Origin of the sequence: Janthinobacterium lividum, assembly GCF_034424625.1 — a bacterium.
Lineage (GTDB): Bacteria > Pseudomonadota > Gammaproteobacteria > Burkholderiales > Burkholderiaceae_D > Janthinobacterium > Janthinobacterium lividum.
In genome coordinates, this window is record NZ_CP139976.1 from 5,037,134 (window position 1) to 5,052,446 (window position 15,313).

Sequence of the window (15,313 nt, forward strand, 5' to 3'; positions counted from 1 at the left end):
CTGGGGACTTCGATGAAACTGAACTTGTTGGCGCTGGCCGCCCTGACCCTGGCCGGCGCCCATGCGGCGGCGGCCACGCCGGGAGAAACATGCGTACAGGACTTGCGCGCCATTGCGCCGTTCCTGCTGGAAAATGACACGGGCGCGCGCCAGCACCTGGAACAAAAGGGACAGGCGTATTTCGACCTGGCGCTGGCCACGGCCACCACGGCGGCGGCCGGCGCGGCCGATGGCCATGCCTGCGATGCGGTCCTGGAAAACTATGCGCGCATGTGGCGCAAGGGCCACCTGCATGTGAAGCCGGGCAGCGCGCTCGATATCGCCAAACCGGCGCCAGCACGGCCCGCCGCGCCGGGACAGGCGGCAACATCGAAGGAACCGGCGCTGCGGATATTGTCGGACTCGACTGTACTGCTGACCTTGCCCAGCTTTCACGGCAGCTACCGCGCCGCCGTGGCCGCCCTGCTCGATACGCATCGCGCGGCACTGGCGGCGCGCCCCAACTGGATCCTCGACGTGCGCCGCAACGGCGGCGGCAGCGACAGCACGTATGCGCCGCTGCTATCCTGGATCAGTTCGGGAGAGATCGTCCGCATGGGCGCCGAATGGCTGTCCACGCCGGCCAATATCGAAGGCCAGGAAAACGTCTGCGCGCTGCTGGCGCCCGGCGACCAGGCCTGCGCCGCCTTTGCGGCCCAGGCCGTGACGCAGATGCGCAGCGTCAAGCCGGGCCAATACGCACCGCAGCAAGGTAGCGGCACCATCAGCTATATGCGCGCGGACACGCCGGAACCGCGCCGGCCGGCGCGCGTGGCCGTACTGGTCGATCGCGACTGCGCCAGCTCCTGCGAAGAATTCCTGCTGGCGGCGCGGCAAAGTTTTCATGTGAAATTGATCGGCCGCAACAGTTACGGCGCACTCGACTACTCCAACCTGCGCCTGCACGCCCTGCCATCGGGACAGCGCCACCTGCAATACGCCACCTCGCGCTCGGCCCGCTTGCCGCAGCTGCAGGTGGATCTCGGTGGCATCATGCCCGATATCTACCTGCCGCCACCGAAGGACGAGGCGGAGCGCGCTCAGGAAGTGCTGCGCGTGCAGCGCTGGCTTGAAGGGGGCACGCTACGCCCGGACAACATCTGACATCGCTGGCGCCATAAAAAAAGCCCGCTATACCTGGCGGGCTTTCTAATGAATAAGGCAAGACTTAAGCTGCCAACCGGACGCTCCCCCGGCACCCATCCATCAGGAACGACAGGCCGACAACCAGCACCAGCTCGCCCTCGGCCGAGCGGGCCGTACCCGTGATGCCTTCCACGGTGATGGCCGTCATCGGCTTGATCACCAGGTCGGCCGTGCCATCGACGGCTTCCACGGCCAGGATGTACGGCTGTGGCGCGGCGACCACGATGCCGACGCGCTCGCTGCACGATTCGTAGCCCAGGGAGCCGGCCAGCGACCGCACGGGCAATGGACAGCCCTGGTCTTTCAGCACGGGCGCGCCGCCCACTTCCATGAAGGTTTCCGGCAATTCGACGACGCGTTGCACCACCGCCATCGGCAGCGCCAGCGCGGCACCCGACGTCGACACCAGCATGGTCGGCACGATCGACAGTTCGATCGGCAGGCGGATGGCAAATTTCGTGCCCTTGCCCAGCGCCGACTCGATATGGATGGCGCCGCGGTTTTTCTCCACGGCCGTTTTCACCACGTCCATGCCCACGCCACGGCCGGAGACGCTGGACGCGACTTCCTTGGTCGAGAAGCCCGGCAGGAACACCAGCTGGAAGCATTCGTCGTTGCTCAATTGGGCGTTTTCGCTGATCAAGCCCTTTTGCTGGGCCTTGCTGCGCAGGAAGGCCGGATCCATGCCCTTGCCGTCATCCTGCAGCACGATCATGACACTGTTGGCTTCCTGCCATGCTTTCAGTGAAATATACGACTTGGCGGGTTTGCCGGCAGCCAGGCGCGCTTCCGGCGATTCGACGCCATGGTCGAGCGAGTTGCGCAGCATGTGCACGAGCGGATCGTACAAGCTGTCGACCACCACGCGATCGACTTCCGTCTCCGCGCCCTCGATGGTCAGCTCGACATCCTTGCCCAGGTCCTTCGCCAGCTCGCGCACCAGGCGCGGGAATTTCTGGAACAGACGGCCCACGGGTTGCATGCGCGTGGCCAGGGTGGCCCGCTGCAGTTCCGTCGAGTAGCGCGAAGCGCGTTCCAGGGTTTCCGCCAGAGTCGCCATCAGGGTGGCGGCCTGGCCTTCGAATTTGAATTGCAGCAAGCGCTCGAGCAGCACGGCAGCCTGGTTGGCGGCCTGCACGGATTCGCCGGCCACTTCCAGCAGGGCGTCGAGCTTGACGGCGTCGACGCGGATGCTGTCTTCCTTGACGGGCGCGGCATGGCGCACTTCCGGACGCTCTTCGCGTCGCTCGGCGCCATCCCAGGCCTTGGCGGCCGGCTTGGCGGCAGCGGCAGCGGCGGGCGCAGCAGCGGCCACGACGGCAGGTGCCGCGGCGACGGCGGACACGGGCGCGGCAGCGACCCGGCTGCCCTCGGGCACGACGGCGTTATACATGCCTTCCCAGTCCAGGCCATCGGCGCCGGCGGTGGAAACGGCGGCGGGCGCGGCCACGGCAACTTCTGCGACCTCGGCAACGACCACGGCGACTTCCGCCACCACGGCGGCGACCGGCGCAGGCGCGTCCATGCCCTTGCCTTCGATGGCGTTCGTCAGGATATGTTCCAGCTCTTCCGGCATGGCCGGCAAGCTTTCCGGCGCGGCGCCATTCGCCAGTTCCGTCAGCTGGTCGGCCACGAAACCGGACGCTTGCAGCGCCGCCTCGATGGCGATGGGGGTTACCGGCGCGGCGCCCGTGCGCAAGGCGTCAAACAGGTTTTCCGTCAGATGGCAGGCCGCCACCAGCGCGGGCAAGCCCATGAAGCCGGCACCACCCTTGATGGTGTGGAAAGAACGAAACACGGCATTCAGTGTTTCCTTGTTGTCAGGATCACGCTCGAGGCGCAATAAGTGCTCTTCAACATTAACCGCAAGATCCATCGCCTCAACGACGAAATCCTTGAGCATATCGTCCATTAGAATCCCAAATCCGCAAGAAGGTCGTCTACATTATCCTGGTCCAGCGCCACCGACGGCACGGACGGGCCCTGCATCAGCGGCACCGGCTTTTGCGCCAGCTTTTCGCGCACCTCGGCCGGCGCGTTGTCGCGCAGCAGCTGAGCCAGCTCGTGCTCCACCGTCTTGGTGATGTTGACCACTTTTTTGATCAGCTGGCCCGTGATGTCCTGGAAGTCCTGGGCCATCATGATTTCCAGCAAGCGTGCTTTTTCCGCTTCCGTTGCTTCGGCAACGGCTTGCGCGAACTGGCGTGAATCGCCGGCCAGGGCCTTGAATTCTTCCAGGCTCAGCTTGCCATCGAACAAGGCTGTCCAGCGGCTGTCCATGTCCTTGGCTTTCTTCGACAGCACGTCTTGCGCCGGCATGCCTTCGTCGAGCGTATTCAGGACCTTGTTGGCGGCCTGCTCCGTCAGGGTGGCGACATATTCCAGGCGGTCCTGGGCGTCGACGATCTGCGACGACGCTTCCGTCAATGCCTTGTCGTAGCCCAGTTCGCGCAGCGAGTCGTGCAGCAGGCGCACGATGCCGCCCAGGCGCTCGAACATCGGTTTGTCGGACTGATCGACCGGATCGGCCGCTTCGCCAGGCGCGTCGGCGTCGGCCACGGATGCCGCTTCCGCTGCGGCTGGCGCGGCAGCCACCGGCGCCGCTGCGGCTGCAGCTGCCGGTGCGGCGGCGCTGGCCGACACGGAGTCGAACAGCGCGTCAAAATCGTCATCCGCGATCACGGCGGGAGCGGGCGCGGCGGCAGGCGCCGGCGTGGCTGCGGCCGCGCTTTGCGCGGATACTTCATCGAATAATGCATCGAAATCATCAGCGGCGTTGGTCATATCCCTGCTTCTCCATAATTTGTCAAAATTCCGCCTGAACTGTGCGTTTTACAGACTGATACCCACAATTTCTCGATTAAGATGATTTGAGGCAATACCGCTGCGATGGTGCGAGTGTAGCAGGGCGCCGCCCTGTTGGTAAATCTCAAAACGCGCTTCCCGGTGCAAAGCTGGCCCACAAGAGCTTTTCCGCCAGGAAATAAGTGTTCCTGCTGTTGTATTTTGAAATACTACCATTGGCGTGCGTGCAAGACCACGCGCCGCACAAGAAATCCTGCCCGCGGGCGCCTGCGCAACAGCGCCATATGGATATCGCTGGGACATCGTTGCACCTTAAACACGATCTTTCTGCCAATGTTGTCTATACTGAAGGTGCAGTAGTATTGACAATTATCAAGTCTTTACATGAATACAATGCTGCCGCCACGTCTACAATAAGAGGCGTTGCGCGCGCTGAGTCATCGCCAAAGGACCTGCCATGTATAAGAAAATTCTGATCGCCACGGACGGCTCTACCGTCTCCAACTTGACGGCCTGCGCCGGCGTTGCCTTTGCCGAACAGATGCACGCCGACATCCTTGCCGTGTACGTGGCACCCGAGTACCAATACCCGGTGTATATCGAAATCATTCCGCCAAGCTATCCCAGCGAAGAGGAATACCGCATCGCCATGCGCAAGGCGGGCGCCGACCACTGGCAGCCCATCCTCGACGCGGCTGCCAAGCGGGGCCTGCAGGCGACGGGCTTGACGGCCTTTTCCGACAGCCCGGCCCTGAAAATCGTGGAAGTGGCGCAATTGCAGCAATGCGACCTGATCTTCATGGGCTCGCATGGCCGCAGCGGCTGGGGCCAGTTGCTGCTGGGCAGCGTCACCAACAAGGTGCTGTCGCACTCGAAATTGCCCGTGCTCGTGCATAGGCTGATCAAGGAACCCCCGGCAAAATAAGGGGTCACATGGCCACGGAGGCCGCCGTTGCCGGCACAGCAAGAAAAAGGCAAACGTGCGGCCACTTCAGTTAAAATGACAACATTTCTCGTTTCTTAACATTTGATTGTCCGGTAACGGACACAGCAGATTACACGCCACCAGATTGCCCGCCTATGATACGTATTGTGATTGCCGACGACCACACCATCATGCGTGAAGGATTAAAGCGCATCCTTGACGGCGCGCCGGATATCGACATCGTGGGTGAGGCCATCGACGGGTTTGAAGTCCTCAACCACGTGCGCCAGGGCGGCTTCGACCTGCTGCTGCTCGACCTGTCGATGCCGGGCCGCAGCGGCGTCGACCTGATCCGGCAAATCCGCAGCGAGGCGCCCAAGCTGTCCATCCTGATCCTCACCATGCACGAGGAAGAGCAATATGCGGTGCGCGCCATCCGCGCCGGCGCGCAAGGCTATCTGACCAAGGAAAGCGCGGGCACCCAGCTCGTGGGCGCCATCCACAAGGTGGCGTCGGGACGCCCCTACATCAGCGCCGAGGTGGCGGAGCAGCTCGTGCTCAACATCATGATGCCGAATGAAAGCTTGCTGCATAAACAGTTGTCGGACCGCGAATTCGAAGTCTTTTCCCTGCTGGTGGCCGGCAAGTCGATCACGGAAATTGCCAACAACCTGCATCTGAGCGTGAAGACGGTGAGTACGCACAAGACGCGCATCATGCAAAAAATGGGCATGAGTTCCCTATCGGAAATGGTCCAGTATGCCGTCGCGCACCGCCTGCTATCGCCCTTCAAGACGTGATCCTCCTGGCGCGCGCCCGCGCGCCAACTGTAGGAACAATCCTACCTCACCTACCGCAGCTCCTACTGCCATATTCAGCCACTGCTGATATTAATTGCATACGGTTGTTGGCATACTGAAACCAGTCATCAAGTTGCTGGAAAGTTATTTCATCACACAGCAAGTCTTCAGCGAATTGAGCATTACCTGCCTGGACGCGCGCCGCCGACCCTTGCCCGCCCGCCGCCCCGAGCACCCCGTCATTCAACTCTGAACTACCTGTCACCAGGAGATGAACATGCTGTCCACGCAAACGCCCGACACCCGCGCTGCCTCACCGTCGCTGGCCCCTTCCTCCCCGATGGAAGCGGGACGCCAGCGCCAGGGTCGGCTCTGGTCGAACCTGAAGGAGGTGTGCGACTTGCTGCATATCTCCAGCGCCTGCACCATCGCCGCTGACGAACTGCTGTTCCAGCACGTGCAATTCAAGACGGGCCAGCGCGTGCATACCATCGGCCAACCGTTCGACACCCTGTACATCGTCAATTCAGGCTTCCTGAAAACCGTGCTCATCGATGAATTCGGCAATGAGCAGGTACTCAGCTTTCCCATGAAGGGCGACATGCTGGGCGTCGACGGCATCCACTCGCGCCATTACTCCTCGGAAGCGGTGGCCCTGTCCGACTGCGACCTGATCCTGCTGCCGTTCAAGAAGCTGACGGCACTGGGCAGGGTGCACCTGGAACTGGAAAACGTCATGTATGGCGTGATGAGCCGCGAACTCGTGCGCGAGCAAGCCATGATCGGCATGCTGGGCGCCCTCAGCGCCGAAGCCCGCGTAGCGCGCTTCCTCGTCTCGCTGGCCGACCGCTTCGCGCAGATGGGCTATTCGAGCAAGCTGTTCAACCTGCGCATGACGCGCCATGAAATCGGCAGCTACCTGGGTCTGACCCTGGAAACGGTCAGCCGCACCTTGTCCGCATTCAATGAAATTGGCCTCATCACGGTTGACCAGCGCACCATCGGCATCAAGGATCCGGATGCCCTGAAAACCCTGCGCCGCTTGCCGCCGTCGCGCTCGCGCGCCAAGCAGCTGGCCGCCGCCAAACTCAAGGCCGATACCACCGCGGCCGCCACCGCCTCGGCGCAATTGCTGGCCACCATTTAGCGCCATCCCGATTTCTTCAAGCTTGGCACAGGCTTGGCCCGGCCAAGGCGCGCAACGCCTTGCCGGGTCTTTTTTGCGGCCACTCCCCTTCCGCGCCGCGCCAGCGGCCACCTTTGCGCAGCAGCATCTTCCACGCTGCCATCTCACCGCAAAAAAGCGCGGATTCCACACAAATAAGCCTTGCTTTTCGGGCCACATTCAACAATAATGCAAATACGAATCATTCTCAACTGAGATAAAGAAAGCCCAACATGCAAAGCTCAAAACCAGCCTTGATCCAGGATGCCGCTACCGCCCACGTCCGTCCTCCCGTCAGCATGGCCCAGCCGGCGCGCCGCATCACCAGCGAAGCGCTGCTGCAGCAGGGCCGCGAAGTGGAGATTGAGCACAGCGGCAAGATCTATCGTCTGCGCGTCACCCAGTTGAACAAGCTGATCCTGACTGCCTGAAGCAGCACGGCAGCCAGTCACCACACTCGCCAGCCAGTCGCGCTCCGTGCGCGCAGCCAGCCAAACCACCGCACAGGAGTGTTTGATGGCGAACGACCGACCTTCCACGATGTTTCCTTCCCCGCAAGGCCAACAGCCTGAATTGCTGCTGTCGGCCGTGCTGCATCTGATGTCGCACTACCATGCGGGCAGTCCCTGCGAGAAACTGGCCGGTGTCATCGAACGCCATCTGCAAGTGCTGTCGAATTCGCCCGGCCTGGGCCCCGTGCTGCAAGCGACGTGCCAGCAGCTGTCGCAGCAGTGGGCCGCCCTGGTGGCGCTGCACCGGCCCGCGCCGCCGAAGACCACATTGCTGGAGCGCCTGGCACGCATGCTGAGCGCCAAGCGCCCTGCCTCGCCCCTGCCGCAATAATTTCTCTTCAACACTGCCACCGCCCAACAGGATACCGCCATGTGTGACAAAGACCAGTCCTTGCCCGTCATCAGCAATTGTTCCAGCGACGGAGCCGAAACGGCCGCGCTCGCTTCGCGCCGCCGCCGGCTGTGGGAACTGTCGCATACCTGCCATTGTCCGCTGGTCGGCGTGGGCTTGCCATTGGGCTACCTGCGCAAGCTGGTGGGCAAGATGACGGGCGGGCGCGTGCTGGCAGACGACTACGAAGTGCACGTGGGCGCCGTGACGGAATGCGGCGCGCGCAACCGCCTGTCCGAAGCGCTGCAAAAGGAACTCGAACGCCGCTACGCTCCCGTCATCCTGCGCTTTCGCGGCGCCAAGACCACGGAGCAGGTAGCGCAACTGTGGCGCACGGCCGTCGCCAACGGCGACGTGTCGGGCGCCTTCTGGGCTGGCCTGACGCACCCGCGCTGCGATGCCGAGCTGGAAGAGCAGATGTGCAGAGACTTGCACATGATCCAGCACCAGGCCGGCGCCTGCGTGCGCGCCGACATGAGCAAATTTACGGCCTTGCAGGAAGAAAACGCGCGCCTGGCGCACGAACTGGCCAAGCTGCAACAGCGCAGCCAGGCCGCACTGATGGAAAAAACGGGCGAGCTGGAGCGCCAGGAAGCCGTGCTGCTGCGCACGCGTGCCGAGGCCATCGGCAAGGATAGCGTGATCGATGGCTTGCGCGCGGAACTGGCGCAATTGCAGGCCGCCATCCCGGCGCTGGAATCGCGCACGCGCCTGGTCGAACGCCTGGCGCAAATGGATGAGCGCGAAAAGGAATTGCGCCAGCAAATCGTGGAATTAAAGCAGGCCCAGCCACGCCCGGCCGCTGCCGCGCCGCCACCGGCGCCGAAGCTGGAAGTGCCGACCGGCGGCAAGCTGAAAATGCCGATCCGCCTGGTCGATCAAAGCGTCCTGTGCGTGGGCGGGCGCAGCGGAAATGTCGCCACCTACCGCGCCCTGATCGAGCGGGTCGGCGCGCAATTCGCCCACCACGACGGCGGCCTGGAAGACAATGCCAACCTGCTCGATTCGAGCCTGGCGGCGGCCGACCTGGTGATTTGCCAGACGGGCTGCATCAGTCACAGCGCCTACTGGCGCGTCAAGGATTATTGCAAGCGCACGGGCAAGCGCTGCGTCTTCATCGACAACCCCAGCATCTCCAGCCTGGCACGGGGCTTGCAGGAAGTCAGTGGCGAGATGGAGCCAGCCGCACTGGACGCCTCCGACTAAAACCTAGGCCTGCAACTCGCGCGCGATGGCTTCGCGCAAGATCGCATCATCGGTCGTGGTGTCGGGCGCGAAACGCCCCACCACCTTGCCGTCCTTGCTGATCAAAAACTTCTCGAAATTCCACAACACGTCGCTGGGCTGCTCCTGCGTGATGCCGTAACCGGCCAGCTTGGCGCGGAAATCGCTGCCCGGCTTTTCCTGCGCCCGCGGCTGCTCTTGCACCAGGCGCTGGTACAGCGGATGCTGGCCCGGACCCTTGACGACAATTTTCTCAAACATGGGAAATTGCACGCCAAACGTGCCACGGCAAAAGTCCGCGATCTCGGCATTGGTGCCCGGCTCCTGCGCACCGAATTCATTGGCGGGAAAACCGGCCACCACCAGGCCCTCGGCCTGCTTGTCGGCGTAGAGTTTTTCCAGTCCTTCGTACTGCGGCGTCAAGCCGCAGGCGGAGGCCACATTGACCACCAGCACGACCTTGCCGCGATAGGCGTCCAGGCTGGTGGGTTCGCCATTGATGCGGCGCAAGGGAATGTCGTAAATGCTGTCGCTCATGATGTGTCTCCTCGGATGAAACAATCATGATAGCCGTGTGTGCGCGAACGCGCTGGCGGCGTCAAAAACTCAATACACGTCGCGCCGGTAGCGCCCTTCGGCCGCCAGCGCGTCGAGCGCGGGCCGGCCCAGCATCTCTTGCAGGGCCTGGTCGACGCCGCCCGCCATACCGGCCAGGCTGCCGCAAATGTAGATGGCGGCGCCCTGTTCCAGCCACAGTTTCACCTCGTCGGCATTGCCGCGCAGGCGGTCCTGCACGTAGGTCCGCTCCGCCTGGTCGCGCGAAAACGCCAGGTCCAGGCGCGGCAAGTCGCCGCTGGCGTGCCAGCGCTCAATTTCCTCGCGATAATGGAAATCGTGGGCCAGGTTGCGCTCGCCAAAGATCAGCCAGTTGCGCCGCTGCCCCGCCATCACGCGGCTCTTCAGGTGGCCGCGCAAGCCGGCGATGCCGCTGCCGTTGCCGATCAGAATTAATGGCCGCCGGGCATTGTCTTCCAGGCGGAAGCGTTTGTGCTGGCGCAGGCGCAACTGCACCACGTCGCCGACCTTGGCCTGCGCCGTGAGCCAGCCCGAGGCCAGGCCCAGGCTGCCATCGGGATGCGCATGCTGGCGCACCAGCAAGTGCACGCTGCCATCATGCGGAATCGAAGCGATCGAGTATTCGCGCGGCTGCGACGGGTCGGCCGGGGCGGTCACCTGCACCAGGTCGCCCGATTGCCAGTCAGGCAAGCTGCCCGCCACCGGCGCCAGTTCCACGTGGTAGATGGCGCCGCCGGCGCTGCCAGGGTTGAGGTGGCGCCGCTGCGTCAAACGCCAGTCGCCGAAGGCGGGCGCGCTCCAGTCGGGCGCGTCGCTGGTGCCGGCCAGGTGGCTCAGGTGCTGGAACCATTGCTCGATGGCGGCGCTGGCGCTGCGGTCGACTTCGATGCGTTCGAACAGGCGCGACCCGCCCTGCGCCGCCAGCCAGGCATCGAGCGCGCGGCCGAAGCCGCAATAATGGCCATAGCTGCGGTCGCCCAGGGCCAGCACGGCATAATGCAATTGCGGCAGCGCCAGCTCGCCCGTCATCAAGCGGCCCATGAAGGCGGCCGCATTGTCGGGCGCGTCGCCTTCGCCATAGGTGCTGACCAGGAACAAGGCCCGCTCGGCTTGTTGCAGATCCTTGGCCGTGAGGTCGGCCAGCGCACACAGGCGCACGGGGATGCCGGCCAGTTGCAGGCTCTGCGCCGTTTGCGTGGCCAGTTCCTCGGCATTGCCCGTCTGGCTCGCGTACGCCACCAGCCAGGCGGGACTGTTGGCCAGCGCCGCCCTGGCGGCGTCGGACGCGCGGCGCTTGGCGCGCGCGCGCAGCCAGGGCGCCAGGCACACGCCCGCATAACTGAGGGACAGGGCCGCCAGCAAGGCCAGCCGCGTCGTATCGTGCGTAAAAATCATGGAATCAATCGTTCATTCGTCGAGCATGGCCAGCATGTGGCTGCTCAGCGTTTCGTGGTAGCCCTCGCCGTCGCGCTGCAGGAAGCGCGCGGCCAGGCCCTGCTCTTCGGCCAGCGCCATGCCGGCTTCCGGCCCCAGCACGGTCAGGGCCGTCGACCAGGCATCGGCCGCCATGCATTCGGCATGCACGACGGTGACGGAAGCGAGTTGATTGGCGATCGGCATGCCGCTGCGCGGATCGATGGTGTGTGAGAAGCGAACTGTCCCGTCCTGGAAGAAACGCCGGTAGTCGCCCGAGGTCGCCACGGACAAGCCGTGCAGCGCCAGCAGCATTTCCGCCGGATGCTGTGCATTATCGGCACTATCGGCGGCGCTATCGGCCTGTTCCAGCATGACCCACCACGGCTGGCCATCGGGCTTGCTGCCGGCGCCGCGCAGCTCGCCGCCCACTTCCACCAGGTAATGGTGGATGCCCTGACTGTCCAGGTAGCGGGCCAGGCGGTCCACGCCATAGCCCTTGGCCACGGCGGACAAATCGAGCTGCAAGCCGCCCGGCTGGCGCGCGCGGCGGGCCGGCAAGTCGAGTTCCAGGCGGCGGCGCTGGCGCTGCGCCAGCAGCAGCGCCACGGTATCGTCTTTCGGCGGCAGGAAGCCAGGCTCGTCATAACGGTTGCGGGGGCCGAAGCCCCACAGGTTGACGAGCGCGCCCGCACACGGATCGTACGCGCCGCCGGACGCTTGCGACACGTGCATGGCAAAGCCCAACACCTCGCAAAACGCGGCGGGCAGGCTGTGCCAGCTGCCAGGCTCGGCCCGGTTGAAGCGGCCCAGGTCGGACTCGTCGCTCCAGTGGCTCATTTGCGCCACCACCAGGTCCAGCTGCTGCTGCAAGCCCTGCTGCAAGTCGGCGCTGCCCGCACGTCCCGGCATGGCGGACTCGAGCAGGCGTACCGACCAGCTGGTACCCATGCTCAGGCCGCGCAAGTCCCGGATCGCGGCGCCGGGCGGCGCGACCTGATCGGAAATATGCTGCGGCAGCAGGACCCGGCGCATCGACGCTCTCGTGACGATGCCGCCGCTTACTGCGGCAACACTTCCACGGTGGCCGCGTACGTCATGCGGCGCTCGGGCATGGCTGGCGGCTGGCCGGCCACGGCCGGTGCGGCCGCTGGCCAGGTGCTGCTCAGGTAGTACATGCCGGCAGCCGGGACCGTAAACGTGATCTCGCCCTTGGCATCCGTGCTCTGGCGGATTTCACCGAGCACGCCACGGTAGCGCACGCCGCCTGGCACGAGGCTGAAGGCCTGGTTCGCCGCCGGCTTGCCGTCGACCAGGAAGCGCCACGTGGCTTTCTCGCCGGCGCGCAAGTCGTTCGGGTGCGTCACCGGCACGAATTCCAGGCCCACGCCTGTCGGCTTGAACACTTCCGTGCTGGTTTCGCCATTGCTGAAGAAGGTTTCCAGGCGCGCTGCCGTGCGCGTGATTTTCAGTTCTTGCGCGTCAGCCGGCACTTCCTTCTTGAACGTTTCCTCGTTGCCACGGAAACGCTTCTGCTCGCCATTGAGCTTGTAGCTGCCCATCACGTTTTGCGACACGATGGCCGCTTTATACGTGCCAGGTTTTTCCATTTTCACATCGAAAACGCTGCGCAAACGGCCCGTGACCGTGTTCGCCGGCGTGACTTTGGCGCCGTCCGGACCGGTGACTTGCAGCGCGTCCAGGCGCAGCGGCTGGTGGTCGATCTCGAACAGGCCGTCGGACACGGCTGCGTCCACCGTCACCCAGGCGTCCTTGCTTTCCACCATCGTGCTCGATGGCACCATCCAGCCGCGGTGGGCGTGGGCGTTCATGGCCAGGCCGGCCAGGGCCAGGGCGATCAGGGATTGGTTGAATCGATTGAACATGATGTGCGCCTTATGGTTTGAGTTGGACGACGACATTGCCGAGTTCTTCCTTGCCTTTGGCAGGCACGGACTGGGCCGACTTCAGCGGCCACTGGAACGGCACGCGCACCAGTTCGCGTCCACCCGCTTCGCGCGCCGCTTCCACCACCACCTGGTATTCGCCGGCCGGCAGCTTGTCGAGCAAGGCCTTGGCACCGGGGAAAGTCAGGGTATGTTCGCCCGGCGCACGCGTGGCGCCGCTGACGCCGTCAACGGGCATGGCCAGGTCACGGCCGCTCTTGCGCCACCATTGACGCATGTCCTTCAGCCATTTTTCGCCGGCCTTGTCCTTCTTTTTCACGTCATACAGCACCGTCAGATTGCCGACGACCTTTTGATCGGCCGTTTCCAGCCATGCCGCCACGTAGGGACGGTGGTACTCCGCCACGTTCAGTTGCGGGATTTCAATCTTGAGGGCCAGGTCGGCCGCCATCGCCGAAGTGCCGATCAGGGGAAGGCCAAGCGCCAGGGAGTAGCGTAATTTCATGGTGTGCCTGTAAAAAGGAAAAATAAAAACGATCAGTGAATAAACAGCAAGGCGATCGCGCAAGGTATCAAGATACCGAGACCAACCATCGGCCAGGTAAATGGCCGGTTGGCCGCGTGGAACTTCAAAATCAATAGCCCCGTCAGGCAAAACACGATGCAGGCGCCGGCAAAGATGTCGATGAACCAACTCCAGGCCACGCCCGTGTTGCGGCCCTTGTGGACATCGTTGAGCCAAGATACCCAGCCCCGGTCCGTCAATTCATATTCGGCGGCCCCGTCTTCCAGGCCGATGCGCACCCAGGCATCGCCGCCCGCCTTGGGCAGCGGCAAATACACTTCGTCGAGCGACCATTCCGCGGGACGGCCGCCCGCATTGAGCGACCATTGCTGCTTGAGCCAGGCTTCGGCGGCGGCCGGCATGGGCGCATTGGCGCCATCGTGCTTGGCGGCATACGCGGCCAGTTGCGTGACGAGGGGTGCCGGCAACGCCGCCTTCTGGCGCGTGATCGCCGGCTTGGATTCGATCTGGCCTGCATGGTTCAGGGTGATGCCGGTGATGGCGAACAAAAACATGCCCAGCAGGCAAAGCGCTGAGCTGATCCAGTGCCATTGATGCAAGTTCTTCAGCCAGACGGCGCGGCTGGCGTTGTTCTTGGCCTTGTCTGCGGCGCCCGCATTAGCCATCGAGCGCTCCCGGCAAGGAGCGGGCCAGGTGGCGCGACAAGTCAGTGTGCTTCATTCCCATCCTTCAATCAAAGTTCATGCCTACATTTTCAAACAAATGATAATGATTATCATTTATTAAGTCAATACATGGGGCGCCCCGCCGGGCCAGCGTTTTGTAACAGCTTTGAAACATGCACAACACGACAGGGCCATGCGCGCCGCTACGTAAGCTGCCGTACAGAGCCGCGAGCCATGCCCGCCTATGCTGTTGTTCAGGACAATCAAACAGGAGCACAACATGCAAGCGTATTCCAGCGAACAACTGGCCAGCATCGCGGCCAAGATCAAGGATGTCAAATTCGGCATGCTGACCACCAGCGACGACATGCGCACCCTCACCAGCCGGCCGCTGACGCAGCAGCAGGTCGACAAGGAAGGGCAAATCTGGTTCTTTGTCTCGGATGAGGCCGCCTACACGCGCGACTTGCTGAACAATCCACAAGTCAATGTCAGCTTTGTCGACACGGGCGACAGCCTGTATGTATCCGTCTGCGGCCACGCGCAGCTGCTGAAGGACCGCGCCAAGGCGGAGGAATTGTGGAACCCGCTGGTCAAAGCCTGGTTCCCGGGCGGACTCGACGATCCGAAGCTGTCGCTGATCAAGGTGACGATCCAGTCGGCAGAATACTGGGATAGCAGCGCCAGCAAGATGATGCAATTCTATGAAATGGCCAAGGCCGCCATTACGGGCGAGCCGCCGAAGGACTTGGGCGAACACGGCAGGGTCGATCTGTAGCCGAGTCGCCAATGTTACCCGCGCCGGCAAGCAGCCGGCGTTACTCCCCGTATGGTGAAATGGCCAGCCGGCGTGCGCGAACACGTCCAACGGCTGGCCCTGCGGGGATTACCAGACAGTCAAGAAGGGAAGCTCAGACGCCGGTACTGCCCGTGGTATCCGGCCCATCGTCGGCACTCTGCCTGCTCTGCCCGGCGGAACCGGACTGGTGATGGGGCAAGCGGTCGGCGCGCCGCACTTCGCCGATGGAAAACAGATCGTCGCCGATATCGAGACCTTGCTCGCTATCGACCAGCACAAAGTTTTCAGCCGAGTCGGCCGTGCTTTGCTTGCTGCCCGCCGTGGATGGCGTGCCGCCCTGGCTATTGCCCGGTTGCGGCGTATTCGAGTTGCCCATTATCTTCTCCCTGATCATCGATGCGGTTGACTGCGAGGTGATTG

Annotated in this window: 17 protein-coding genes; 8 read left to right on the forward strand and 9 right to left on the reverse strand. The window is 63.5% G+C overall.

What is annotated here, in order from left to right; genetic code table 11:
- Positions 1 to 12 precede the first annotated feature (12 nt).
- Positions 13 to 1,143: a S41 family peptidase gene (locus U0004_RS22770; RefSeq protein ID WP_070260646.1), complete on the forward strand. Its 1,131-nt coding sequence runs from the start codon at positions 13 to 15 to the stop codon at positions 1,141 to 1,143.
- Between the two features lie 64 nt (positions 1,144 to 1,207).
- On the opposite strand, the gene U0004_RS22775 is transcribed toward U0004_RS22770, so the two are convergent.
- A complete protein-coding gene (locus U0004_RS22775; RefSeq protein WP_115057562.1) occupies positions 1,208 to 3,097 on the reverse strand; it encodes a chemotaxis protein CheA in 1,890 nt (629 codons plus the stop codon).
- On the reverse strand, positions 3,097 to 3,969 hold the full coding sequence (locus U0004_RS22780; protein ID WP_115057563.1) for a protein phosphatase CheZ: 873 nt from the start codon (positions 3,967 to 3,969) through the stop codon (positions 3,097 to 3,099). Before U0004_RS22780 ends, U0004_RS22775 begins: the two co-directional genes overlap by 1 nt.
- Before the next feature lie 478 nt (positions 3,970 to 4,447).
- Between U0004_RS22780 and U0004_RS22785 the strand changes: the two genes are divergently transcribed.
- From U0004_RS22785 to U0004_RS22810, 6 genes are all read left to right on the forward strand, one after another.
- On the forward strand, positions 4,448 to 4,915 hold the full coding sequence (locus tag U0004_RS22785; RefSeq protein ID WP_070260284.1) for a universal stress protein: 468 nt from the start codon (positions 4,448 to 4,450) through the stop codon (positions 4,913 to 4,915).
- A 155-nt stretch (positions 4,916 to 5,070) separates the two neighbouring features.
- Positions 5,071 to 5,715 carry a response regulator gene (locus U0004_RS22790; RefSeq protein WP_034783426.1) on the forward strand — a complete coding sequence of 215 codons (645 nt, stop codon included), beginning with the start codon at positions 5,071 to 5,073 and terminating at the stop codon, positions 5,713 to 5,715.
- A 340-nt stretch (positions 5,716 to 6,055) separates the two neighbouring features.
- Positions 6,056 to 6,862 (forward strand): Crp/Fnr family transcriptional regulator, encoded by an 807-nt coding sequence (locus U0004_RS22795; protein WP_034783488.1) that lies wholly within the window; start codon positions 6,056 to 6,058, stop codon positions 6,860 to 6,862.
- A gap of 251 nt (positions 6,863 to 7,113) precedes the next feature.
- Entirely contained in the window at positions 7,114 to 7,311 is a 198-nt protein-coding gene (gene hemP / locus U0004_RS22800) for a hemin uptake protein HemP (protein WP_034750559.1), read from the forward strand.
- Positions 7,312 to 7,396: 85 nt separating this feature from the next.
- A complete protein-coding gene (locus U0004_RS22805; protein ID WP_070260285.1) occupies positions 7,397 to 7,723 on the forward strand; it encodes a hypothetical protein in 327 nt (108 codons plus the stop codon).
- Positions 7,724 to 7,762: 39 nt separating this feature from the next.
- A complete protein-coding gene (locus tag U0004_RS22810) occupies positions 7,763 to 8,989 on the forward strand; it encodes a DUF2325 domain-containing protein (protein WP_081345908.1) in 1,227 nt (408 codons plus the stop codon).
- Positions 8,990 to 8,992: 3 nt separating this feature from the next.
- On the opposite strand, the gene U0004_RS22815 is transcribed toward U0004_RS22810, so the two are convergent.
- From U0004_RS22815 to U0004_RS22840, 6 genes are all read right to left on the reverse strand, one after another.
- On the reverse strand, positions 8,993 to 9,544 hold the full coding sequence (locus U0004_RS22815) for a glutathione peroxidase (protein ID WP_070260294.1): 552 nt from the start codon (positions 9,542 to 9,544) through the stop codon (positions 8,993 to 8,995).
- A 69-nt stretch (positions 9,545 to 9,613) separates the two neighbouring features.
- On the reverse strand, positions 9,614 to 10,978 hold the full coding sequence (locus tag U0004_RS22820) for a sulfite reductase subunit alpha (RefSeq protein ID WP_070260296.1): 1,365 nt from the start codon (positions 10,976 to 10,978) through the stop codon (positions 9,614 to 9,616).
- A gap of 12 nt (positions 10,979 to 10,990) precedes the next feature.
- Entirely contained in the window at positions 10,991 to 12,031 is a 1,041-nt protein-coding gene (locus tag U0004_RS22825) for an FAD:protein FMN transferase (protein WP_070260298.1), read from the reverse strand.
- Positions 12,032 to 12,057: 26 nt separating this feature from the next.
- Positions 12,058 to 12,882, reverse strand: a complete 825-nt coding sequence (locus U0004_RS22830) for a DUF4198 domain-containing protein (RefSeq protein ID WP_034783418.1) — start codon at positions 12,880 to 12,882, stop codon at positions 12,058 to 12,060.
- A gap of 10 nt (positions 12,883 to 12,892) precedes the next feature.
- Complete coding sequence (locus tag U0004_RS22835) at positions 12,893 to 13,408, reverse strand: DUF2271 domain-containing protein (protein ID WP_034783417.1); 516 nt, start codon at positions 13,406 to 13,408, stop codon at positions 12,893 to 12,895.
- 32 nt (positions 13,409 to 13,440) lie between these two features.
- The gene (locus tag U0004_RS22840; protein ID WP_070260300.1) at positions 13,441 to 14,094 is read right to left on the reverse strand and encodes a PepSY-associated TM helix domain-containing protein; all 654 of its coding nucleotides are present in this window, start codon (positions 14,092 to 14,094) and stop codon (positions 13,441 to 13,443) included.
- A gap of 280 nt (positions 14,095 to 14,374) precedes the next feature.
- On the opposite strand from U0004_RS22840, the gene U0004_RS22845 reads away from it, so the two are divergent.
- Positions 14,375 to 14,872, forward strand: a complete 498-nt coding sequence (locus tag U0004_RS22845) for a pyridoxamine 5'-phosphate oxidase family protein (protein ID WP_070260468.1) — start codon at positions 14,375 to 14,377, stop codon at positions 14,870 to 14,872.
- 133 nt (positions 14,873 to 15,005) lie between these two features.
- On the opposite strand, the gene U0004_RS22850 is transcribed toward U0004_RS22845, so the two are convergent.
- Positions 15,006 to 15,269, reverse strand: a complete 264-nt coding sequence (locus U0004_RS22850; protein WP_034783412.1) for a hypothetical protein — start codon at positions 15,267 to 15,269, stop codon at positions 15,006 to 15,008.
- Between the last annotated feature and the right edge of the window lie 44 nt (positions 15,270 to 15,313).

Excerpts from the sequence above, each read along its gene's own strand:
- U0004_RS22820 (WP_070260296.1), bottom strand. The coding sequence starts at position 10,978 with ATGATTTTTACGCACGATACGACGCGGCTGGCCTTGCTGGCGGCCCTG.
- U0004_RS22770 (WP_070260646.1), top strand. The coding sequence starts at position 13 with ATGAAACTGAACTTGTTGGCGCTGGCCGCCCTGACCCTGGCCGGCGCC.
- U0004_RS22845 (WP_070260468.1), top strand. The coding sequence starts at position 14,375 with ATGCAAGCGTATTCCAGCGAACAACTGGCCAGCATCGCGGCCAAGATC.
- U0004_RS22815 (WP_070260294.1), bottom strand. The coding sequence starts at position 9,544 with ATGAGCGACAGCATTTACGACATTCCCTTGCGCCGCATCAATGGCGAA.
- U0004_RS22795 (WP_034783488.1), top strand. The coding sequence starts at position 6,056 with ATGGAAGCGGGACGCCAGCGCCAGGGTCGGCTCTGGTCGAACCTGAAG.
- U0004_RS22830 (WP_034783418.1), bottom strand. The coding sequence starts at position 12,882 with ATGTTCAATCGATTCAACCAATCCCTGATCGCCCTGGCCCTGGCCGGC.
- U0004_RS22780 (WP_115057563.1), bottom strand. The coding sequence starts at position 3,969 with ATGACCAACGCCGCTGATGATTTCGATGCATTATTCGATGAAGTATCC.
- U0004_RS22835 (WP_034783417.1), bottom strand. The coding sequence starts at position 13,408 with ATGAAATTACGCTACTCCCTGGCGCTTGGCCTTCCCCTGATCGGCACT.
- hemP (WP_034750559.1), top strand. The coding sequence starts at position 7,114 with ATGCAAAGCTCAAAACCAGCCTTGATCCAGGATGCCGCTACCGCCCAC.
- U0004_RS22825 (WP_070260298.1), bottom strand. The coding sequence starts at position 12,031 with ATGCGCCGGGTCCTGCTGCCGCAGCATATTTCCGATCAGGTCGCGCCG.
- U0004_RS22810 (WP_081345908.1), top strand. The coding sequence starts at position 7,763 with ATGTGTGACAAAGACCAGTCCTTGCCCGTCATCAGCAATTGTTCCAGC.
- U0004_RS22840 (WP_070260300.1), bottom strand. The coding sequence starts at position 14,094 with ATGGCTAATGCGGGCGCCGCAGACAAGGCCAAGAACAACGCCAGCCGC.
- U0004_RS22790 (WP_034783426.1), top strand. The coding sequence starts at position 5,071 with ATGATACGTATTGTGATTGCCGACGACCACACCATCATGCGTGAAGGA.
- U0004_RS22785 (WP_070260284.1), top strand. The coding sequence starts at position 4,448 with ATGTATAAGAAAATTCTGATCGCCACGGACGGCTCTACCGTCTCCAAC.
- U0004_RS22775 (WP_115057562.1), bottom strand. The coding sequence starts at position 3,097 with ATGGACGATATGCTCAAGGATTTCGTCGTTGAGGCGATGGATCTTGCG.
- U0004_RS22850 (WP_034783412.1), bottom strand. The coding sequence starts at position 15,269 with ATGGGCAACTCGAATACGCCGCAACCGGGCAATAGCCAGGGCGGCACG.
- U0004_RS22805 (WP_070260285.1), top strand. The coding sequence starts at position 7,397 with ATGGCGAACGACCGACCTTCCACGATGTTTCCTTCCCCGCAAGGCCAA.